This is a genomic window from Hyphomonas sp. (assembly GCF_046313975.1).
Lineage (GTDB): Bacteria > Pseudomonadota > Alphaproteobacteria > Caulobacterales > Hyphomonadaceae > Hyphomonas.
On the sequence record NZ_JBKBXB010000005.1, the window covers coordinates 1 to 20,970 of the forward strand.

Annotated in this window: 16 protein-coding genes; 12 read left to right on the forward strand and 4 right to left on the reverse strand. The window is 64.1% G+C overall.

From position 1 onward, the window contains the following. Positions 1 to 1,338 (reverse strand): sensor histidine kinase (locus ACK4TE_RS03000; protein WP_409909995.1); only part of this gene is annotated, 1,338 nt, incomplete at its 3' end. Positions 1,339 to 1,553: 215 nt separating this feature from the next. On the opposite strand from ACK4TE_RS03000, the gene ACK4TE_RS03005 reads away from it, so the two are divergent. The 10 genes from ACK4TE_RS03005 to ACK4TE_RS03050 all read left to right on the forward strand — a co-directional run bounded on the left by ACK4TE_RS03005 (position 1,554) and on the right by ACK4TE_RS03050 (position 14,213). Further along, complete coding sequence (locus tag ACK4TE_RS03005; protein ID WP_409909996.1) at positions 1,554 to 3,017, forward strand: efflux transporter outer membrane subunit; 1,464 nt, start codon at positions 1,554 to 1,556, stop codon at positions 3,015 to 3,017. Positions 3,018 to 3,019: 2 nt separating this feature from the next. Beyond that, the gene (locus ACK4TE_RS03010; protein ID WP_409909997.1) at positions 3,020 to 4,291 is read left to right on the forward strand and encodes an efflux RND transporter periplasmic adaptor subunit; all 1,272 of its coding nucleotides are present in this window, start codon (positions 3,020 to 3,022) and stop codon (positions 4,289 to 4,291) included. Beyond that, complete coding sequence (locus ACK4TE_RS03015) at positions 4,288 to 7,509, forward strand: efflux RND transporter permease subunit (RefSeq protein ID WP_409909998.1); 3,222 nt, start codon at positions 4,288 to 4,290, stop codon at positions 7,507 to 7,509. The genes ACK4TE_RS03010 and ACK4TE_RS03015 overlap by 4 nt, the downstream gene beginning before the upstream one ends. An 85-nt stretch (positions 7,510 to 7,594) precedes the next feature. Beyond that, the gene (locus ACK4TE_RS03020; protein WP_409909999.1) at positions 7,595 to 9,805 is read left to right on the forward strand and encodes a M13 family metallopeptidase; all 2,211 of its coding nucleotides are present in this window, start codon (positions 7,595 to 7,597) and stop codon (positions 9,803 to 9,805) included. Positions 9,806 to 9,939: 134 nt separating this feature from the next. Beyond that, a complete protein-coding gene (locus ACK4TE_RS03025; protein ID WP_409910000.1) occupies positions 9,940 to 10,263 on the forward strand; it encodes a hypothetical protein in 324 nt (107 codons plus the stop codon). A gap of 95 nt (positions 10,264 to 10,358) precedes the next feature. After that, a complete protein-coding gene (locus ACK4TE_RS03030; RefSeq protein ID WP_409910001.1) occupies positions 10,359 to 10,598 on the forward strand; it encodes a dodecin family protein in 240 nt (79 codons plus the stop codon). Positions 10,599 to 10,714: 116 nt separating this feature from the next. Beyond that, complete coding sequence (locus ACK4TE_RS03035) at positions 10,715 to 11,293, forward strand: glutathione peroxidase (RefSeq protein ID WP_409910002.1); 579 nt, start codon at positions 10,715 to 10,717, stop codon at positions 11,291 to 11,293. Positions 11,294 to 11,379: 86 nt separating this feature from the next. Beyond that, on the forward strand, positions 11,380 to 12,561 hold the full coding sequence (locus ACK4TE_RS03040; RefSeq protein ID WP_409910003.1) for a thiolase family protein: 1,182 nt from the start codon (positions 11,380 to 11,382) through the stop codon (positions 12,559 to 12,561). Between the two features lie 82 nt (positions 12,562 to 12,643). Beyond that, a complete protein-coding gene (locus ACK4TE_RS03045) occupies positions 12,644 to 13,264 on the forward strand; it encodes a hypothetical protein (RefSeq protein WP_409910004.1) in 621 nt (206 codons plus the stop codon). A 52-nt stretch (positions 13,265 to 13,316) separates the two neighbouring features. After that, positions 13,317 to 14,213 (forward strand): hypothetical protein, encoded by an 897-nt coding sequence (locus tag ACK4TE_RS03050; protein WP_409910005.1) that lies wholly within the window; start codon positions 13,317 to 13,319, stop codon positions 14,211 to 14,213. A 7-nt stretch (positions 14,214 to 14,220) separates the two neighbouring features. Here the strand turns inward: ACK4TE_RS03050 and ACK4TE_RS03055 are convergent, their stop codons facing one another. Next, positions 14,221 to 14,718, reverse strand: coding sequence for an Lrp/AsnC family transcriptional regulator (locus ACK4TE_RS03055; RefSeq protein WP_409910006.1), 498 nt, complete (start codon positions 14,716 to 14,718; stop codon positions 14,221 to 14,223). 127 nt (positions 14,719 to 14,845) lie between these two features. Between ACK4TE_RS03055 and ACK4TE_RS03060 the strand changes: the two genes are divergently transcribed. Beyond that, positions 14,846 to 18,307: an indolepyruvate ferredoxin oxidoreductase family protein gene (locus ACK4TE_RS03060; protein WP_409910007.1), complete on the forward strand. Its 3,462-nt coding sequence runs from the start codon at positions 14,846 to 14,848 to the stop codon at positions 18,305 to 18,307. A 76-nt stretch (positions 18,308 to 18,383) separates the two neighbouring features. Here ACK4TE_RS03060 and ACK4TE_RS03065 read toward each other — a convergent pair whose 3' ends face one another. Continuing rightward, complete coding sequence (locus ACK4TE_RS03065; protein ID WP_409910008.1) at positions 18,384 to 18,704, reverse strand: hypothetical protein; 321 nt, start codon at positions 18,702 to 18,704, stop codon at positions 18,384 to 18,386. Between the two features lie 61 nt (positions 18,705 to 18,765). Continuing rightward, positions 18,766 to 20,358 (reverse strand): lysine--tRNA ligase, encoded by a 1,593-nt coding sequence (locus ACK4TE_RS03070; protein WP_409910009.1) that lies wholly within the window; start codon positions 20,356 to 20,358, stop codon positions 18,766 to 18,768. Positions 20,359 to 20,518: 160 nt separating this feature from the next. On the opposite strand from ACK4TE_RS03070, the gene ACK4TE_RS03075 reads away from it, so the two are divergent. Continuing rightward, complete coding sequence (locus ACK4TE_RS03075) at positions 20,519 to 20,968, forward strand: hypothetical protein (protein WP_409910010.1); 450 nt, start codon at positions 20,519 to 20,521, stop codon at positions 20,966 to 20,968. Positions 20,969 to 20,970 lie beyond the last annotated feature (2 nt).

Below are 20,970 nucleotides of genomic sequence, written 5' to 3' on the forward strand. Positions count from 1 at the left end.
GGTGCCTTCGGTGAGGCGGGTTTCTACGGCGAGGCCGCCGCGGTGGTGGGCCATGATGTGTTTGACGATGGCGAGGCCGAGGCCGGTGCCGGTGATCTTGCCTCCGCGCGACTGGTCGGCGCGGTAGAAGCGTTCGCCGAGACGCGGCAGGTGTTCGCGCTCGATGCCGGGGCCTTCATCTTCCACACGCAGCCAGACGGCGGGCTCCGGCGCGGCGGTGCGGGCGAGCGATTGCAAGAGCGTCATGCGCTGGGCGCCGTCCCAGCGCTGGGAGGCGGCGGTGCGCGCCTCGGCCAGTGAGGGCGCCGGGCCGTAGCGCAGGGTGACGGATGCTCCGGACACGGAATATTTCACCGCGTTGGAGACGAGGTTTTCCACGACCTGGATCATCTCGTCGCGGTGAGCCGTGACGGTGGGCATCGCGCCCGCGCTTTCGACCTTCAGCGTGATGCCTTTCTCTGCCGCGATCGGCTGCAGAGCGGCGATGGAGGCGGAGACGATCTCGGCAAAATCCTCTCGGCCCTTGGGCGGGACGTGTTCGGCCGATTCGATGCGCGAGAGCGAGAGGAGATCGGCGATCAGGCGGCTCATCCGGTCGGACTCGCCGGCCATGATGTCGAGGAAGCGGCCCCAGGAGTCCTTGTCGTCCTTCGCCGGGCCGCGCATCGTTTCGATGAAGCCGGAGATGGCCGTGAGCGGCGTGCGCAGCTCGTGGCTGGCGTTGGCGAGGAAGTCGGCGCGGGCACGGGCGGCGCGTTTGACGGGGGTGAGGTCTTCGAGGAGGACGAGGACGTTCCTGCCGGCCGGGATGCGGCTGACATGCGCGCGCCAGGTTTCGTCGGGTCCGGTTTCAAGCTCGGTGGTGACGGGCGCTGGCGCGCCGCGGGCGAGGGCTTCGTCGATGGCGGCGAGGAGCGCGGGCGAGCGGATCACGGCGCTGGCGCGGGCAACCGGAAGGTTACCGAGCTGGAAGACCTCGTCCGCCGGCGTGTTCCAGGCGAGGATTTTCTGGCCGGGGCCGATTTCAATGGCAGGTAGCGGCAGGGCGGTCAGCAGCGTGGCGGAGGTTTCCGGCGCGGTGGGGCGGGCAGTGTCGGCCGGGGCCGGGCTGGACGGTTCCACGGGAACACGCGCACCCGAACCGACATACCAGGCAGCGGCCACCGAGCCGATGACACCCAGCGCGCTGATCGCCTCGACGAAACCGAGCGCGCTGGAGGCGGCCAGCATCAGCAAAACCAGGCCGGTGGTGCCGAGCAGGACGGTGAAATCCCGCGCGCGCCCGGTCATCGGCCGGCGCACCGGGGGCTCTGCCTGAATTTCGTGTTTGGAATCCATGACTTCCCGGCACCGCGCCCTAGTTTTGAGAAAGGCTCAATACACTGGCGCTACCCTCTGCAGCTGCCCCTGCCAAGGGCTGCCCCCGGCGTGTATGCTGTCCGATGTCCGGGTCATTCAATGTAAATTATTGAATTTCGATAATTTCATATTGACGCTCGGCAAGAGCGGGCGTATCGGAACGCGAAAACCATATGGGGCCCAGCGCTACCCTCATGCATAAATCCTTCCTCCTTCTCAGCTCCGCCATGCTGGCAGCCTGTGCCACGTCCCCGGCCCCGGCGGAACGCTTCATCGATGGCCGCAATGCGCTGGTCGACACGCTGCCGGATGCCCCGGCGGAGTGGGCGGCGCGCGGCGTGGCCGGCAAGGCGCCGACGGCCGACTGGCTGATCCAGTTCAATGATCCGAAACTGACCGAGCTGGTGACCGAAGCGCTGGCGAAGAACACGACGCTGGAATCGCGCGCGGCACTGAACCGGGCGAGCCGGGCGGCGGCGCGCGCCTCGCGCAGCCAGCGCCTGCCGAGCCTGTCGGGCTCGCTGACGGCAGGCGGCACCTCGACCGGCCTGATCGTGGCCGGGCAGGAGGAACGGTTCAATGACCCGACTTACGGGTTCAGCCTGAGCGCCAGCTGGGAAGCGGACCTCTGGGGCCGGGTGTCTAACTCGATCGCGCAGGCGGACGCAGACCTGGCCGCGAGCGATGCCGACCTCGCCGCAACCGAGCTTTCGGTCGCAGCGCAGACGGCGATTGCCTGGATCTCGCTGAACGAAGCGGTCGCGCAGGAGCGCATTGCGCTGCTCTCGTACGAGGCGCGTGAGCGTGTCCTGACGATTACCGAGCGGCGGGTGAAATCCGGTGTGCTGGGCCCGCTGGAGCTGCGCACCGCGCGGTCGTCGCTGGCCGGGGCAGAAGCCGTGATTGCATCGCGCCGTCAGGCATCGACCGAAGCGGCGCGGCGGCTGGAAGTGCTGCTCGGCCGCTATCCGCGCGCCGAGATTGCCGCGAGCGCGACCATTCCGGAGCTGGGCCCGATGGAAGCGGAAGGCAACCCTGCCCTGCTCCTGTCGCGCCGCCCGGACATTGCCGCGCTGGAAGCGCAGGTGGTCAGCGCCGGCCTGCGGGCCGAGGATGCGCGTCTGGCGATGCTGCCGGCCCTGCGGCTGACGGCGTCAGGCGGAAATGATGCAACCGAGCTGCAGGATGTGTTCGACCCGGCGCTGATCGGGGCCCGGCTGATCGCGAACCTGACCCAGCCCCTGTTTACCGGCGGGCGCCTGAAGGCGCAGCAGGAAGCCGCGCTGGCCCGGCTGGAAGCGAGCGTTGCGTCCTATGCCGGCGGCGTGCTGGTGGCCTGGCGCGAAGTGGAAGATGCTCTGACCGCAGACGTTCTGCTGGCCCAGCAGGAGGCGGCACAGTTCACTTCCTTCGAGGAAGCGCGGTATGCCGAAGACCTGGCGGAGCGCCAGTATATCAGCGGCACGATCACCATCTTCAACCTCATCGACGCCCAGACGCGCCGCCTGACGGCGGAAAGCCAGTTCATGTCGGCGCGTGCCAGCCGGGCGCGCAACCGGGTGTCCTACCATCTCGCCCTTGGCGGAGGCGTCCCCGTCGCCGCTGCTGACGACTTCCTCTTCGAACCAGATGCCGCAGAACCCGGCAGGAGCCAGTAATTATGGGACGTCTTATCGCCATCATCGCCCCGATCGCCATCATCGCCATTCTCGGCGTCGGTGGCTTCATTGCCATCCAGGCGATGAAACCGGAGCCGGAAAAGAATGAGGAACCGCGGGCCGGCCTCAACGTATTTGCAGAACCGGTGCGCGAAGGCGCGCTGACGCTGACGGTGAGTGCGCAGGGCGAAGTGAAACCGAGGCGCGAGATTGTCGTCGCGCCGCAGATTTCGGGGCGTATCTCGTTCGTCTCGCCGGACTTCATCGATGGCGGCTTCATCCGCCGCGGCCAGGTGCTGATCCGCGTTGAAGCGCAGGATTATGAACTCGGCGTGGTGCGGGCCCGTTCGACCGTGGCCTCGGCAGAGCAGCGCCTTGCGCGCGAGATCGCCGAGTCTGAACTGGCGTTGCAGGACCTTGAAGACCTCGGCATGTCGGACGCCTCTCCCCTCGCCCGCCGCGAGCCGCAGCTGGCAGAGGCCCGCGCGTCGCTGGAAGCGGCGAAGGCGCAGCTTCAGGACGCTGAACTGGCACTCGCCCGCACGGCCGTGGTTGCGCCCTTCGATGGCCGCGTGCGCGAACGCGCCGTGGATATCGGCCAGGTCGTTGCGCCGGGACAATCGCTGGGCCGCATCTTCGGCACCGACGTGGTTGAGGTTTCCCTGCCGCTGAAGGATGCCGAACTGGGCCGCCTCGGCCTGCCGATTGCGTTTGCCGCGAGCGAGGCGACACCGGGTCCGGAAGTCGTGTTCACGGCCACGGTCGGCGGCGAGCCGCGCAGCTGGCGCGGCACGGTGGTGCGCACCGGCGCTGCCATCAATCCGCAGACGCGGCAGATCAATGTCATCGCCGAACTGCCCGATCCGTTCGGCAAGGGCGCTGACAATGGCGCACCGATGGCGCCTGGACTGTTCGTGAACGCACAAATCCAGGGCCGCAGCCTGGATCAGGTGCTGATCGCCCCGCGCGCCGCCCTGCGCGGCACGGACAAGCTGTATATCGGCGACCCGGAAAGCGGGAAGCTGTCGATCCGCACCGTGGACGTGGCCTTCTCCGACAAGGACGGCGCCTACTTCCACGAAGGCGCGGCGGCCGGCGAGCTTGCCATCATCAGCCCGATCCAGGCGCCGTTCGACGGCATGAGCCTGACGGTGATGCAGCGCATGCCGGACGGAACCGTGAAAGTGCATAACCCACCCAAGGCCGCCGGCAGTGACAAGGCCAACCCGGCGGAGACCAAGACGGCGGCCAATGCTGAGGGAGCCGCACAATGAACGGCATCGTCTCCTGGTTTGCCCGCAACTCGGTTGCGGCAAACCTGCTGATGTTCATCTTCTTCGCAGGCGGTGTCTTCGGATATTCCGCGATGGAACGGGAGATGTTCCCGGTCGTGAAGGTCTCGGGCGCTTCGGTGTCGGTGGCCTGGACCGGCGCCTCCCCGCGCGACATCGAAGACCAGATCGTCACTCGGATCGAAGAGGCCGTTGCCGATATCAACGGCCTCGACCGTATCACGTCGGTGGCGAGCGAAGGTTTCGGCGTGGTCAATATCCGCGGCCGTGACGACATCGACATGACGGAATTCCTCGACGAGGTGAAACTCCGCGTCGACCAGATCAACAACCTGCCCCAGGCGGCCTTCCAGCCGCAGGTGACGCGCTGGGAGCAGCGCAACTGGTTCATGGGCCTCGCCGTGCATGGCGACCTCGATGCGCGCACGCTCCGCAAGATCGGCGACAAGGTGCGCGATGACATTGCCCAGCTGCCGGGCGGCGAACTCGCCGTGCTGCAGGGCACGCAGGCCGAACAGGTCAGCATCGAAGTTTCCGAGGAAGCGCTGCGCCGTTTCGGCCTCAGCCTCGGCGACGTGGCGCAGGCCGTGCGCCGCTCCTCGCTCAACTCCTCCGGCGGACGCATTGAATCGCCTGTCGGTGATGTGTCGCTGACCGCGCGCAACCTCGCCGATACGGCAGAGCAGTTCGACGAGATCATCATCCGTCAGTCGATGGAGCAAGGCACCGTTCGCGTGGCCGATGTGGCGACCGTGATCGACGGCTTCGTCAGCAACCGCCTGCAGACGAGCTTCAACGGGCGCACCTCGGTGTTCGTGATGATGCCCGAGCCTGACACAATGGACATCACGCGCTATGCGGAAGGCTTCCGGAACTATATCGAGCGCGCCAATGATCCGGCCAACGGCATCCTGCCCGAAGGCGTGAAGATCGACATCCTGTGGGACGATTCCGAAACCTTCCAGGCCCGGATGGACCTGATCAGCACCTCCGCCCTGCAAGGCGCCGTGCTGGTGATGCTCGTGCTGATCCTGTTCCTGCGCCCGATCGTGGCCTTCTGGGTGACGATCGGCATTTTCACCGCCTTTGCCGGCGCCGTGATGCTGCTGCCGACCTTCGGTGTGTCTTGGAACATCCTGTCGACCTTTGCGGTGCTGCTGGTCATCGGGGTGATTGTGGATGACGCCATCATTGTCGGCGAGAACATACACAGGGAAGTGGAAAGCGGGCGGCGCGACGGCATCGATGCCGCCGTGATCGGCACGCAGCTGGTCATCAAGCCGGTGATCTTCGGGGTTCTGACCACGATCATCGCCTTCCTGCCCTGGGCCTTCATCACCGGCCCGACGCGGATGTTCACGCAGCAGATCACCTTCGTTGTGGTCGCCGCGCTGCTGATCTCGATCATCGAGTCGATGTTCATCCTGCCGGCGCACCTTGCGCACATGAAGAAGCAGAAGTTCGATGGGCCGGTCGGCAAGTTCATGGCCCTGCAGCGCCGCATCGCGGACAGCCTGCTCTGGTTTGCCAATCACATCTACCGCCCGGTACTCGAACTCGCGATCCGGTTCCGGTATGCGACGGTGGCCCTGTTCATCTCCTTCTTCATGCTCGCCATCTCGCTGCAGTCGAGCGGACTTGTGCCGTTCAAGTTCATGCCGGAGATCGAGGCGGACCTGATCCAAGTCAACATCCAGATGCCGGACGGCACGCCGTTCGAGCGTGTGCTGCAGGTGCGCGACCAGCTGCATGCGGGCATCGAGGCGGCCCGCGTTTCCACGGACCGCGCGCATCCGGAAATCGAGGGCGGGCTTATCCGAGACGCGTCTGTCGTGGCTGGCGGGCGCCAGGTTCAGGCCTGGATCGGCCTGGTGCCGCCGGAGGAGCGCCCCGAGGACATCCGCTCCAAGGACATCGCCGAAGAGCTTCGCGAAGCGACCGGCGATATTCAGGACGCGGAGGAAATCAACTTCGAGTTCACCTTCAACCGCCCGGATACGGGCGTGACCTTCGCGCTCAGCCATCCGGACCTCGACAGGCTGCGCGCGGCGGCGGACTACATGAAGGCGCACCTCGCCAACTATTCGGAAGTCTATGACATTACCGACAACCTCTCCTCTGCGGCCGAGGAAATCCAGATTCGGATGAAACCCGGCGCGGAGACGCTCGGCGTTACGCTTCAGGACGTATCGAACCAGTTACGCCAGGCCTATTTCGGCGAGTTGGCAGACCGCATGGCCCGGGATGGTCAGGACGTGGAAGTACGCGTGCGCCTGCCGGAAACAGACCGCAACGATCTCGACAGCCTCGCCTCCATCCGTATCCGGACGATTGACGGGCGCGAGATTCCGGTCACGGAAGTTGCGGAGTTCACCTATGCGCCCGGCATCAACCGCATCGTGCGCCGCAACCGCGTGCGTTCGGTCAGTGTCACGGCCGAAGTGCTCGGCGATGGCGGGCGCGGCCGCATCATGGAAGCGATGGAGAAGGATTTCTGGCCACAGTTCCGGCAAGAGTTCCCGGACGTGATCCGCGGCGAGGCCGGCGGCTTCGAGCAGGAGCAGGAATTCTTCGCAGAGATCAACCGGCTGCTGCTGATTGCCTTCGGCGCAATGTACATGCTGCTGGCGATTGCGTTCCGCTCCTACGCTCAGCCCGTGCTGCTGATGACAGCCCTGCCCTTTGCTTATTGCGGGGCGATCTTCGGACTGGCCATCACCGGTACGCCGATGGCGATGTTCGCCTTCTTCGGCATCGCGGCAGCGGCCGGCGTCGTGATCAACGACAACCTCGTGATGATCGACTATGTGAACCGCAGGCGCGACGAAGGTGCAGGCGCGGTGCAGGCGCTGGTGGATGCCGGCGTCTCGCGCTTCCGCCCGATCCTCTTGACCTCGGTGACGACCTTTGTCGGCATCCTGCCGCTGCTCGCCGAGAAATCGGTGCAGGCGCAGTTCCTGCAGCCGATGATCGTGTCGCTCGGCTATGCGGTGGCGTTCGCGCTGTTCGTGTCGCTGCTGATGGTGCCGGCGATGTATGCGGTCGGTGTCGAGATCGGTCGTATCTTCCGCTGGACCTGGGGCGGCAAACCTTACCGCCAGATCGGCGAGAGCTATAGCGGCCATGCGACCATCGATGAGGAAGAACTTATCGGCACCAGCGCCGGACACGGCACCGCCCGTCCGTCGCCTGCAGAGTAATCCGGCCTCAGAGCCACCGCGTAGAGTAGTTGCAGTTTACAGGGACGCTCCGCTTGTCTGGTGGGGCCATACAGGGAGTATTACAATGAAACGTCTCATGCTTGGCGCAGCGTCGCTCGCGCTCATCACGGCCTGTGCACATCACACGGATGTTGCAGCACCGGCACAGGCAGATGCAAAGCCGGCCGGCCCGGCGATGACCGCGGAAGGCAAATACCTGACGCCCGAGGGTCTTGAATTGTCCGCGCCGGACGAGTGGGGCGCATGGGGCATCAATCTCGATTTCCGCAATACGGACGTGAAGCCGGGTGATGACTTCAACGCCTATGTCAACGGCGCCTGGATTTCGACGTTTGAAATTCCCGCTGACCGGACGCGCTATGGATCGTTCGATCTTCTCGGCGAGAAATCCGAGCAGCGCGTGCGCAAGATCATCGAGGAGCTGAGCGCCGCTTCGCCGGATGCCGCAACGCTGGAAGGCAAGATTGCCGCCTATTACAATGCCTATACCAATACCGACGCGATCGAAGCGGCAGGCATCGCGCCGGCAGAGCCGGTGCTTGCGCAGATCAAGGCGGCGGCGACGCGCGAGGATCTTGCGGTCCTGTTCGCCACCAATGGCGTGCCCTCCCCGTTCGGCGGCTTTGTGGATGTCGATTCCAAGCAGCCCGACCAGTACATCTTCTATGTGAACCAGGCCGGTCTCGGCATGGGCGACCGTGATTACTACCTCGTCGATAGCGAGAAGAATATCGAGCTGCGCGCGGCCTATGTGGCGATGCTGACGACCCTGCTGACAGAAGCGGGTTTTGCCGATCCGGCAGCGTCTGCAGCCCGTGTTCTCGAGCTTGAAACCTCGATCGCGAAAGCGCACTGGGACCGCGCCATCGGACGCAACCGCAACCTCACCTACAACAAGCTGTCGAAAGCCGAGTTGATCGCGCTCGGCGGGGCCTTTCCGACGGCGAAAGTGCTGGAGGAATCGGGCCTAGGCGGACAGGAATTCTTTGTCGTCCGCCAGGTTACTCCGACGGCGGAAGAAATCGCCGAGAACGGCCTGTCGGCAGAAGATGCTGCCAAGGTCGCCGGCGGCGGTGTCGAAGGCATCTTCAGGATCATGGCCGAAGCGCCGATGGACAGCTGGAAAGCCTGGCTTGCTGCCGGCTACCTGCGCGCCAGTGCAGACGTGCTGCCGAAGCGGATCGATGATGCGGTGTTCGCCTTCTACGGCACGGCCCTGACTGGCACGACAGAGCAGCGCCCGCGCTGGCGCCGCGGCGTGACGGCAGTCGAAGGCTCGCTCGGCGAAGGCGTCGGCAAGGTCTATGCCGAGCGCTACTTCCCGGCCGAGAACAAGGCCGAGATGGACAAGCTGGTGGCCAACCTGCGCAAGGCAATGGCGTCGAACCTCGACGAGCTTACCTGGATGAGCGACACGACCAAGGCGGAAGCACGCGACAAGCTCGCCAAGTTCACGCCGAAGATCGGCTACCCGGAAAAATTCGAGACCTATGACGCGCTGGTGGTTGGCGACAGCGCCTTCGCCAACGCAGCTGCGGCGGGCGAATGGGCCTACAATGACATGATCTCGAAGCTCGGCCAGCCGATCGACAAGACGGAATGGGGCATGCTGCCCCAGACGGTGAACGCCTATTACTCGCCGAACCGCAACGAGATCGTCTTCCCGGCCGCGATCCTGCAGCCGCCTTTCTTCAACCTGTCGGCTGACCCCGCGATCAATTACGGCGCCATCGGCGGCGTGATTGGTCACGAGATGGGCCACGGCTTCGACGACCAGGGTTCGAAATCGGATGGCGACGGCGTTCTGCGCAACTGGTGGACGCCGGAAGACGAAGCCAACTTCCGCGAACTGACAGACGCGCTGGTGGGCCAGTACAACAAGTTCTGCCCGCTGGATGATGGCCAGACCTGCATCAACGGCCGTCTCGCCCTTGGCGAAAACATCGGCGACCTCGGCGGCCTGTCGATGGCCCACAAGGCCTACCGCCTGAGCCTCGACACGAATGGCGACGGTGTCGTCAGCGCAGACGAGGAAGCCCCCGTGCTGGACGGCCTGACAGGCGACCAGCGCTTCTTCATGGCCTGGGGCCAGGTGTGGCGGGCGAAGTACCGCGACGAAGCCCTCCGCCGCCAGCTGCAGCAGGGCCCGCACTCGCCGCCGGAATTCCGGGTGAATGGCATCGTGCGCAACTTCGACGAATGGTACGAAGCCTTTGATGTGCAGCCCGGAGACGCGCTCTATCTTCCGCCTGAAGAGCGTATCCGCATCTGGTAACGATAGAAAACCTTTATGAAGCAAGGCGTACGCCCAAAACAGGGTGTACGGCCGAAACGGCGCATTAACTTGGCGCAGATTATGCATCTTCCCAGGCGAGCTGTTCCAATCCTGCTCGCCGGAAGTTCTTAACCATGTCCCTGCTGTCCGCCCTGTTCGGCAAAAAGCCCGTGAAAGTCGAGCCGAAGCGACTGGCCCAGGTCGTGAACGCCGAGCCCGACAGCGCGCGCCCGGTCCGGGCGATGACGTATCGCGAGGCCTATGTGGTTTACGAGTCCGGCTACCGCCGCAAAGGCATCGTGCTGGACCATGCGGACAATGGCGTTCGCCTGCGCTTTCCGAGCAATGAACGCCTGCCCGCTGTCGTGACCCTGAACGCAAGGGCAATCGGCCTGGAAGGCGTGGCGGATGTGGTCTGGCAGAAGAACAGCGAAGCCGGCCTGCGTCTTCGCAGCTAGCCCCTCCCCGGCGCATTCGCGCGAGTCCCCTTGCCAATTGCTACATGCAGGCGCTTCCTGAAACGGGGGGCTATCGCCATGCAAGGGAGACATCCATGGCCATCATGAAGTCCGAAGAGATCCTGTCGGAATCCTCGAAATCCTTCGAGGATGCGATCCAGACCGCTGTCAGCCGCTTTTCGAAGACCGTGCGGGGGCTTGCCTCCTGCCATGTCAATTCGATGTCGACGACCATCAAGGACGGCAAGATCGACATGTACCGGGTCAACATGCAGATGACCTTCGAGGTCGATGCCGGCAGCGACAAGGGCGGCAACGGCAAGAAGAAGAAATAGCCGGGCCGGGCCTTCCGGCTCCGCATCATCACTTTTGCGGGCGCAGCCGTGTCCGGGGATGACGCCGGGCGCGTTAGGGATATATCTTGCGCATCAAGATAGCCGGAGCTCCCCTGATGAAACCCCTTCTGCCTGCCCTGATTGCCGCCTGCATCGCTGCTGCCGCCTGCGGCGCGCCTGCTGCGAGCGAACCGCCTGCCGCCTCAACCCAGGGAGTTCCCATGTCCGCCACCCAGTTCACCAGCATCGACGGCAAGCCGATGGACCTGACCGCGCTCGGCGCGAAGGCCGTGCTCGTCGTCAATACGGCGTCGAAGTGCGGGTTCACCCCTCAGTACAAGGGCCTGCAGGCCCTGTACGAGGAGAAGAAGGACGAGGGCCTGGTCATTGTCGGCGTGCCATCGAATGACTTCATGGGCCAGGAGCCGGGCACCGAAGAGGAAGTGAAAACCTTCTGCGAGATCAATTACGGCGTCACCTTCCCGCTGACCAAGAAGTATCATGTCAAAGGCAAGGACGCGCACCCGTTCTATACGGCCGCAAAGGCCACCATCGGCAAGGAGGCCGAGCCGGGCTGGAACTTCCACAAGATCCTGATCAAGGGCGACGGTACCCCGGTGAAGGCCTATGGCTCCAAGGTGAAACCGGAAGACAAGGACCTTGCCGCCGACATTGATGCCATCCTGAAGGGCTGACCTGCGCGTCACCTTGACGAAACGGCATCGGCGGCGCCTAAGTTGCTTTTTTGCACCCGCTCAGAAACTTCAGGAAGGAACGCCCCATGTCTGATAAAGATCCGGTTGTCATCGTCGGTATGGCCCGCACCCCCATGGGAGGCCTGCTGGGTGACCTTGCAGGCTTCTCGGCAAACGAGCTGGGCGCGCTTGCCATCAAGGCGGCGGTCGCTGAGGCGAAGCTGAAACCTGGTGAAGCCAACGAGATCATCATGGGCAACTGCCTGCCGGCAGGCCAGGGTCAGGCCCCTGCCCGCCAGGCGGGGATCAAGGCCGGAGAGGACAAGGGCCTCGAGGCGACCACGATCAACAAGATGTGCGGTTCCGGCATGCAGGCAGCCGTGATGGGCCGCAACGCCATCCTCGCGGGGGACGCGGAAATCGTCATCGTCGGCGGGATGGAATCGATGACCAATGCGCCGCACCTGCTGAACGTCCGCAAGGGCCACAAGTACGGCACCATGGGCGCCGAGGACCATATGGCGCTCGACGGCCTGACGGATGCCTATGCCAAGGGCCCGATGGGTGTGTTCGCCGACAAGATCGCCGGCGAGTACCAGTTCACCCGCGAGCAGCAGGATGCCTACGCGCTGGAAACGCTGACGCGCGCGCAGAACGCCACCAGGAACGGCAAGTTCAAGCGCGAGATCACGCCTGTTACTGTGAAGGGCAAGAAGGGCGACATCGTCATCGACACGGACGAGCTGCCGCGCACCGCGATGCCGGAAAAGATCCCGACGCTGAAGCCTGCCTTCTCGAAGGACGGCACGGTGACGGCTGCAAACGCTTCGGCGATTTCGGACGGCGCTGCCGCGCTGGTGCTGATGAAGGAATCCGAAGCGAAGAAACGCGGCCTGAAACCGCTCGCCAAGATCGTCGCCTCGTCCAGCCATGCGCATGAGCCGGAATACTTCACCACGGCGCCTGTGCCGGCGATGCAGAAGGCGCTGAAGAAGGCCGGCTGGAAAACCGAGGATGTCGATCTCTGGGAAATCAACGAGGCGTTTGCCGTCGTGCCGATGATCGCAATGAAAGAGCTCGGCATCAGCCATGACAAGGTAAACGTGAATGGCGGCGCCTGCGCGATGGGCCATCCGATCGGCGCTTCGGGCGCGCGCGTGCTGATCACGCTGATCGCCGCGATGGAAGACCGCGGCGCCAAGAAAGGCGTCGCCTCGCTCTGCATCGGCGGCGGCGAAGGCATCGCGATGGCGGTCGAGCGGGTCTGATCCTGCATCGGCGGACCGGCTGAAAACAGGCCCGGATGATGCAGCCCCGCATTATCCGGGCTTGTTCGTTCGGGGAGCAATCATGCCGCTTCAGAACCGGGTTGATCCTTTCGGCATTCTCCACGCGGTTCCCGACCGAGGCCTGTTCATGGGCAACCGGGGCGGGTGTTTCCACCGCGATGACCAGACGCTGAAAGACCGGCACTGGGCGAGCCGCCAGTGGATCATCTGTGTGCTGGAGTTCAAGGGGCGACGGCGCCCGCTGATGCAGCCCGGTCTGTACACGGAGCTTTTCTTTCTGGATGAGGCCACCGCGCTGGCGGGCGGGCATCGGCCCTGTTTCGAATGCCGGCGCGCGGAGGCGACAGCCTTTCGGAGCGCGCTGGTCAGTGCTGGCAAGCTGGCGCCCGGTGATCTTGTTGCCGCTATCGACGCACACACGGCCGGCGAGCTGCAACCCGTGCTGCAGGGCGCGGCTGAGCGCGAGACCGTAGACCCCACTTCGCTACCGGACGGCGCGTTCTATGCCCATGCGGGCGAGGCCTATCTGAAGACGGCGCAAGGCGCGCGGCGCTGGTCGTTCCAGGGCTATGGCCCTGCCGGGGCGCTGCCTGCGTCCGGGCAGCGCCTGACGCCGCGCCTAACATGTGATGCCCTGCGTGCCGGATACCGGCCCATGCTGCACGCCTCTGCCGAGGCGTGACCCGAGCCACCATTCCGGGTTAGGATGTACCGGGAGACAGGGGAGTTGCCCGATGGCCGACTATTATTCGCTGCCGCCAAAGCAGAAGAAGAAGTTCAACCCCGACTGGCTGGTCCTGCTGTTCCTGCTGCTGTTCCTGCTGGGCCTCGCCGCCACGATCTGGTCGTTGCGCCTGCGTCCCGGAGAGATAGTCGACGACCCTTATCTCAGGACGGCGGCCCTGCCAGAGGCACCCGCGCCGGAGCCAGAGGCCGCCGAACCCGTGATCGAACCTGAGCCGGAGCCTGTGGTGATCGAGGCGGAGCCAGAACCGGAAATTGTTCCTGAACCAGAGCCGGAAGCCGAGCCGCCGCCGCTCTTTTCCGATGCGCGCTGGCGCGAGACGGCACGCTTCACCGGCACGGACAGCGAAGGCCGCAGCGCCGAGTTCACGGCCTATGTCCTCGTCGGCGACGAGACCTGGACCTTCGCCCGCGCAGATTCGATCTTCGTCGCCGGCCTCCATGCGCCGGTGGAGACCGCCTTTTCGAAGCTCGATCTTGGTGAGGGCATATGTTCGCTCTCGCGCGTCATCGCCATTGGCGCTGCGTCCGTCGAAGGCACGGCGGCGCAGAACACGTTCCTGTCCCGCGCGCGCGGCCTGGCCCTCAGCAGCGCCATTGGCGCAAACCTGCCCTGCGAGGAAGGCAGCGTACCCGCCAGCATCCTCGACCTCGGCTACAGCACGCAGAAAGTTACCTGCCCTGCTGGCAAGGCCCTGTGTCCGGAATTATCTGCGCCGCAGCGCCCCATCGCGATGGTGCTCGCTGTGGCGGATGATCCGGATACGGACATTGGCGCGGCGCTGCAGAACGGGATCAGCCTGCACGAAGAGGCAGGCGGCGAAATATTGCACGGTGTGAAAGTGACCGGCTACTCCGCCTTCCAGTCCGCGTTCGACCTGCTCTGAGACGGACTTATTCGCTGGACTTCGTGCTCTGGCGGACGAGCCCGAGTGGTAGCGCCGTTGTTTTCTTGGCGACGCGGATGACGATGCGCGACTGGACATCCGAGACGAGCTTGGAACCGAGCAGCTTGTCGCGCAGGAAATTGTCATAGGCGTGCATGTCGGTCGTGATGATATGCATCATGTAGTCGACCGCGCCGGTTACCGTCATGCACTCCACAACCTCCGGCCAATTCTGCACAAGCGCCTCGAAGGCTTCGAGATTCTCACGGCTGGGCAGGGAGAGCTTCACGCTGGCGATGACTTCAAAATCCAGACCCAGCGCATGATTGTTGATCAGCGTCACCCGCCCGATTATGAAACCTGCCTCTTCCATGCGCTTGATGCGCCGCCAGCAGGGCGACGAGGACAGGCCAACCCGCTCGGCGATTTCGGCCACCGACAGGCTCGCATCTTTCTGAATCAGTTCAAGGATGCGTGCATCCACGCTATCTAGTTCTTGGGACAACTAACCTACAACCCGCCTGTTTATGGAATAATATTCCACAAACTAACAAAAGATGCGCAAGTTAGGCAAGCAATTTCGCACGTTTTGCCCAATAATCTACCAGGGCTCAGGCGAGGATGCGCCGTTCATGAAACACCGCGAAGTAACGCTGGACGACAAATACGATCTTGTCGAGGGCAAGGCCTATATGACCGGCATCCAGGCGCTGGTCCGCCTGCCGCTGGATCGCAAACGCCTCGACCGGTCTGCAGGCCAGAATACCGGGGGCTTCATCTCCGGCTATCGCGGCTCTCCGCTCGGCGGATACGACCAGCAGCTGCGCGCGGCGCAGAAATGGCTGGACGCGCATGATATCAAGTTCTGGGAAGGCCTGAACGAAGACCTGGGCGCCACCGCCGTGTGGGGCAGCCAGCAGCTCGGCCTGTTCCCGGGCGCCAAGTTCGATGGCCTCTTCGGCATCTGGTATGGCAAGGCGCCCGGCGTCGACCGCACCGGCGATGTGTTCAAGCATGCCAATGCGGCCGGCACGTCTGCGCTGGGCGGCGTGCTGGCCGTGGTCGGCGACGATCATAACTGCAAGTCCTCCACCCTGCCCTCACAATCCGAATACGCGATGATGGATGCCGAGATCCCGGTGCTGAACCCGGCCTCGATCCAGGACGTGCTCGACTATGGAATCCATGGCTGGGAGATCAGCCGCTTCTCCGGCGCATGGACCGGCCTTGTCGCGCTGGCCGATACGATGGATTCCGGATCGGTGGTCGATGTCAGCCTCAACCGCTTTGCCATCCAGCGCCCGGCTTTCGCGCTGCCGGAAGACGGCGTACACATGCGCCGGGGCGATGTGCCGCTGAACAAGGAAGCGCGCCTGCGGCAGGTGAAGCTGCCGGCGGCGCAGGCCTATGTGCGTGCCAACCGGCTGGACCATGTGATCCTGCCCTCGCCGCGCCCGCGCCTTGGCCTGATCGTGACCGGGCAGGCCGCGCGCGATGTGTTCGAAGCGCTTGCCGCACTCGGCGTGTCGCCGGAAGAGGCGGGCAGCCTTGGCCTCACCATCTACAAGGTGGCCATGCCCTGGCCGCTTGAGCCGCAGGGCGTGCGCGAGTTCTGCGCCGGCCTCGAGCGCGTGATCGTCATCGAGCACAAGCGCCCGCTGATCGAGGCGCAGCTGAAAGCCGCCCTGTATGACCTCCCGGACAGCCGCCGTCCGGTGATCGAGGGCAAGAAGGATGCGAGCGGCGCGCCGCTCCTCTCCGACATTGCCTCGCTGACCATTCCGGAAATCGCCCGCGCGCTGATGCACGCCCTTCCCTCGGGTTGGGACACGTCTCGCGCTGCGGCTTACTTCGACCGCGTCGGGCGGGCCGGGGAAGCGGCGCGCACGAATGCGTCGCCGACTGTCCGCACACCGCATTTCTGTTCGGGTTGTCCGCATAATACCTCAACCGTGGTGCCGGAAGGCAGCCGCGCGCTAGCCGGTATCGGTTGCCACTACATGGCGAACTTCATGCCGGACCGGAAAACCGACATGACCAGCCAGATGGGCGGCGAAGGTATCGCCTGGGTCGGCCAGCACTGGGCGACGGACGAAAACCATGTCTTCGTCAACCTTGGCGACGGCACTTATTCGCATTCCGGCAGCCTCGCGATCCGCGCCGCGGTCACCTCCGGCGCGAACATGACCTACAAGATCCTCTACAATGACGCCGTCGCGATGACCGGCGGCCAGCATGTCGAGTCCGGCCAGACGCCCGCGATGATCGCGCAGCAGGTGGAAGCCGAAGGCGTCAAGACCATCCGTATCGTGACGGAAGACCCGACCCGCTATGCCAACGTGCAGGATCTTCCCCGCAGCGTGAAGATTTTCCACCGCGACCATCTCGAAGAAGTGCAGACCGAACTGCGCCAGACGCCGGGCGTCACGGTCATCATCTATGACCAGATGTGCGCGACCGAGAAGCGCCGGCGCTCCAAGCGCGGCATGATCAAGCCGGACCGTGTGCGGACGATCATCAACACGGAAGTCTGCGAAGGCTGCGGCGACTGTTCGCTGAAATCGAACTGCCTGTCAGTGGAACCGGTAGAGACAGACCTTGGCCGCAAGCGCCGCATCAACCAGTCGACCTGCAATACGGATCTTTCCTGCGTCAAGGGCTTCTGCCCGAGCTTTGTGACCATCCAGGATGGCGAGCCCGCCTGGGAAGACCAGCCGCGTCAGGACTTCAACGCCGACGGCCTGCCCCTGCCCGAGACGCCAAGCCTTGCCGAGCCGTGGAACGTGCTGTTCACCGGCGTGGGCGGCACGGGCGTCACGACGGTGGCCGCTGTGCTGGCGATGGCGGCACATGTGGACGGCCATGCCGCTTCATCGCTCGACATGACAGGCCTCGCACAAAAAGGCGGGCCGGTGCTGTCGCACATCCGCTTCGCGCGCGAACCCGAAGCGATCTCGACGGGCCGCGTGCCGCCGGCAAGCGCTGACCTGATCATCGCCTGCGACCTGGTTGTGGCTGCTGGCGGCGACGCGTTGAACCTGATGGATGCGGGCCGCACGGCCGCCTATGCGAACTCGGACGTCACCCCGACTTCGGAATTCATCCGTAACCGGTCGAAACGCTTCGAGAGCGATTTGCTCTCGGCGCGCGTGAAACGGCAGGCGGCAGAGTTTGAAGGCATCGATGCCGAAGCGCTCGCGGTCGGCTACCTGCACGACGCGATCTACACCAATATGATCATGGCCGGGTATGCCTGGCAAAAAGGCAAGCTGCCGGTTTCGCTGCGCGGCCTTTACCGCGCGGTCCGTCTCAACGGCACCAAGGTCGAAGACAATATGGCGGCCTTCAATATCGGCCGGATTGCTGCTGCCGCTCCGGAACGCCTTGCACCGCAAAGCGATCCGCGCGGCGAGGCCCAGCCGAAAACGCTGGACGCGCTGATCGAGGACCGCGCGGCGCGCCTCACGGCCTATCAGAACGCCGCCTATGCCAGCCGCTACCGCGAGGTCGTCGCGGAAGTGCGCCAGGCTGAGGAAGCCAAAGGGCTCGGCGAGGCGCTAACGCGGGCGGTGGCAACCTATGCCTACAAGCTGATGGCCTACAAGGACGAGTATGAAGTGGCCCGTCTGTACACGGACGGCACGTTTGCCCGTCAGCTGGCGAGCCAGTTCAAGGGCGGCAAGCTGCGCTTCTGGCTCGCTCCGCCGATCATCGCCAAGAAGGATGCGAACGGCCATCTCGTGAAGAAACATTTCGGCGCCTGGATGATGACGGGCTTCAAGGTGCTGGCGAAACTGAAAGGCCTGCGCGGCACCAAGCTCGACCTCTTCGGCTATACCGAAGAGCGCAGGATGGAGCGCGACCTGCGTGACATCTATCTCGCCAACATGCGCCGCATCGCCGGCGAGCTCACGGCCGGCAACCATGCCCTCGCCATCGAGATCGCCCGCGTGCCGGATGACATCCGCGGCTTCGGCCATGTGAAGGAAGCCGCCGTGGTGAAAGCGAAGGCGCACGAGACAGAACTCTGGGCCGGCTGGCCCGAAGGCAAGCTGCCGAAGGCGAAAGCAACGCTGATCGCAGCCGCAAAGTAGAGTGGTACCCCACCCTCCCGGGCACTGATCGCCCCGGCATGCGCTCCCGCGCGGCCGGGGCGTTTTCTCATCGGCCTCAGCCGATCGGCGAGACTTCCACGTCGAGGATCTTGCCCTTCTTGCTCATCTTTCTGATTTCGCGCTCGACATATTTGGCTTTCACCTCGCGCGTCTCGGTACGCGTGCCTTTGCCCTTCTTGTAGGTGATATCGAGGCGGACCATCTCGTCCGGCCCATCGAGCGCGTCACCCGTGACGCGAACCGCATAGCCACCCATATTGACGGCGCCTTCCAGCGCAGCGCCGGCAAGGCCGACCGGCACCGTCACGATCTTCGAAGCAAGACAGCCGCCGAGCGGCAAAGTGAGAGCAAGAGCGGCGAGTATGAGCATGCGCATGGACGGGGCCCCCTGGGGTGGCTCCTTATACGCCGGTTTCGTCTTACTTTCTGCTTACCGTTCAGCCACGCGCCAGCGCGTCATCGATCAGCTTGGCCGTTTCGGCAACGCCGTAGAGCGCGGCGAAGTTGCCAAAGCGTGGCCCCTGCTCCTGACCAAGCAGGACTTCATACAGCGCCTTGAACCAGTCGCGCAGGTTCTCGAAGCCGTGATCCTTGCCGACGGCGAAGGTTAGCGTCTGCAGGTTCTCGCCGGTCGGCTCCTCGGCAAAGGTCTTGAAGCGGGCCGAGAGGTCCACCATCGCGGCCCGTTCCTGTTCCGTCGGCGTACGGAAGGTTTTCGCGGGCAGCACGAAGTCGCGGTAATAGCGCATGGCATAGCCGGCGAGATCATTCAGCAGCGGATGGGTTTCCGGCGAGGCGCCCGGCGCATAGCGCGTGATGTAGGCCCAGAGCTGGGACACATCGGTTGGGTTCGCCACCGCGACGAGATTCATCAGCAGCGCAAACGAAACCGGGCTCGACCATTGCGGCGGGCGGCCGGAATGGATGTGCCAGACGGGATTCTCCAGCTGTGCGGCGGCCTCTTCCTGCGAGAACTTCTCGAGGAAGGTCAGGTATTCGTCTACCGCCTTCGGAATGACATCAAAATAGAGCTTCTTGGCGACGCGCGGCTTCTGGAACTGGAACAGCGCGAGGCTCTCATCCGGCGCATAGGTCAGCCATTGCTCGACTGCGATGCCATTGCCCTTGGTTTTTGAAATCTTCTCGCCCTTCTCGTCCAGGAACAGTTCGTAGACATACTGTTCCGGCGGCCGGTGGCCGAGGATGCGGCAGATTTTCGAATAGATGGGCGCGTTGGCCTGATGATCCTTGCCGAACATTTCAAAGTCAACGCCGAGCGCCGCCCAGCGCATGCCGAAATCAGGCTTCCACTGCATCTTCACGGCGCCGCCGGTGACGGGCAGCGTCACGTCCGTGCCGTCTTCATCCGTGAACGTCACTTCACCCTTAGCTGCGTCCACCTTCTTCATCGGCACATAGAGCACGCGCCCCGTGCTCGGGCTGATCGGCAGGAAAGGCGAATAGGTCGCGCGCCGCTCTTCGCCCAGCGTCGGCAGCATCACATCCATGATCGCCTGGTATTTCTCCGCCGCGCGCAGCAGCATCGCGTCGAAGCGTCCGGATTTGTAGCAATCCGTCGCCGAGAGGAATTCATACTTGAAACCGAACTGATCGAGGAAGGCGCACAGGCGCGCGTTCATATGCCGGCCATAGGATTCGTGTGTGCCGAACGGGTCGGGCACCACGGTCAGCGGCATCTGCAGGTATTGTTCCAGCGATTTCGGGTTCGGCACCGTGTCCGGAATCTTCCGCATGCCGTCCATATCGTCGGACACGCAGATCAGGCGCGTGGCATACTTGCCGGCGGTGAGCACTTCGAAGGCATGGCGCACCATCGTCGTGCGCACCACTTCGCCGAACGTGCCGATATGCGGCAGGCCCGACGGGCCATAGCCGGTCTCGAAGATCACCGGCGCATCCGCGGCCCGTTCGCCCGCCTTCACCTGCTCCGCCACCCGCTTCTCCAGCGCGCGAGCCAGTTCGAACGGCCAGGCTTTGGCGGATTGGGCGAGGGTTGAAAGGTCGGTCATCGGAGATTCTGCCGGCTGGATCAGGGTTAAGGCGCGGACCTAGAGGCGCTGCAGGGGGGCGTCAAGCGAAGCGGAAATTCTGTGTTCAAGATATTTGACATGTCAAAAATCTTAGACTACACGTCGGAGTACAAAATCTTTGACACGTCAGGAGTTCGCCATGTCCATGTTGACCGCATTCCGGAACACACCGTTCCGCGAGAAGACCGCCTGGGTGATGGCGGCGATCCTGATCGCGGGCGCAGTCTTCTATTTCCAGATGGTCGCCGGTGCCTCGCAGGCTATCGGCCGGACAGCGCCGCCAGGGATGGGCTTTGTCATCGCCTATGTCGTAGTGATCGTGATCGCCTCAGTTATCGCCATGACGGCGCTCGGTGCCACTTCCCCGCGTGAGGCAGAGGCGCCGGCAGACGAGCGCGAACGGCGGGTGGCGGACCGCGCGGCGCACTGGGCCGGCTATGTGCTGGCTGTGCTGCTGCTCGGCGCGCTATGGCATTATTCGGTGAACCAGGACGGGCACATGCTGTTCCATCTCAGCTTTCTCAGCCTGATGGCGGGGCAGATATCTGAATACATTTTCCAGATTTACCTGTTCCGCCGCGGGGTGTGAGC

What these genes read in the sequence shown, in the direction of transcription:
- ACK4TE_RS03005 (WP_409909996.1), top strand. Translation starts at nt 1,554, where the DNA reads ATGCATAAATCCTTCCTCCTTCTCAGCTCCGCCATGCTGGCAGCCTGT.
- ACK4TE_RS03010 (WP_409909997.1), top strand. Translation starts at nt 3,020, where the DNA reads ATGGGACGTCTTATCGCCATCATCGCCCCGATCGCCATCATCGCCATT.
- ACK4TE_RS03015 (WP_409909998.1), top strand. Translation starts at nt 4,288, where the DNA reads ATGAACGGCATCGTCTCCTGGTTTGCCCGCAACTCGGTTGCGGCAAAC.
- ACK4TE_RS03020 (WP_409909999.1), top strand. Translation starts at nt 7,595, where the DNA reads ATGAAACGTCTCATGCTTGGCGCAGCGTCGCTCGCGCTCATCACGGCC.
- ACK4TE_RS03025 (WP_409910000.1), top strand. Translation starts at nt 9,940, where the DNA reads ATGTCCCTGCTGTCCGCCCTGTTCGGCAAAAAGCCCGTGAAAGTCGAG.
- ACK4TE_RS03030 (WP_409910001.1), top strand. Translation starts at nt 10,359, where the DNA reads ATGGCCATCATGAAGTCCGAAGAGATCCTGTCGGAATCCTCGAAATCC.
- ACK4TE_RS03035 (WP_409910002.1), top strand. Translation starts at nt 10,715, where the DNA reads ATGAAACCCCTTCTGCCTGCCCTGATTGCCGCCTGCATCGCTGCTGCC.
- ACK4TE_RS03040 (WP_409910003.1), top strand. Translation starts at nt 11,380, where the DNA reads ATGTCTGATAAAGATCCGGTTGTCATCGTCGGTATGGCCCGCACCCCC.
- ACK4TE_RS03045 (WP_409910004.1), top strand. Translation starts at nt 12,644, where the DNA reads ATGCCGCTTCAGAACCGGGTTGATCCTTTCGGCATTCTCCACGCGGTT.
- ACK4TE_RS03050 (WP_409910005.1), top strand. Translation starts at nt 13,317, where the DNA reads ATGGCCGACTATTATTCGCTGCCGCCAAAGCAGAAGAAGAAGTTCAAC.
- ACK4TE_RS03060 (WP_409910007.1), top strand. Translation starts at nt 14,846, where the DNA reads ATGAAACACCGCGAAGTAACGCTGGACGACAAATACGATCTTGTCGAG.
- ACK4TE_RS03065 (WP_409910008.1), bottom strand. Translation starts at nt 18,704, where the DNA reads ATGCGCATGCTCATACTCGCCGCTCTTGCTCTCACTTTGCCGCTCGGC.
- ACK4TE_RS03070 (WP_409910009.1), bottom strand. Translation starts at nt 20,358, where the DNA reads ATGACCGACCTTTCAACCCTCGCCCAATCCGCCAAAGCCTGGCCGTTC.
- ACK4TE_RS03075 (WP_409910010.1), top strand. Translation starts at nt 20,519, where the DNA reads ATGTCCATGTTGACCGCATTCCGGAACACACCGTTCCGCGAGAAGACC.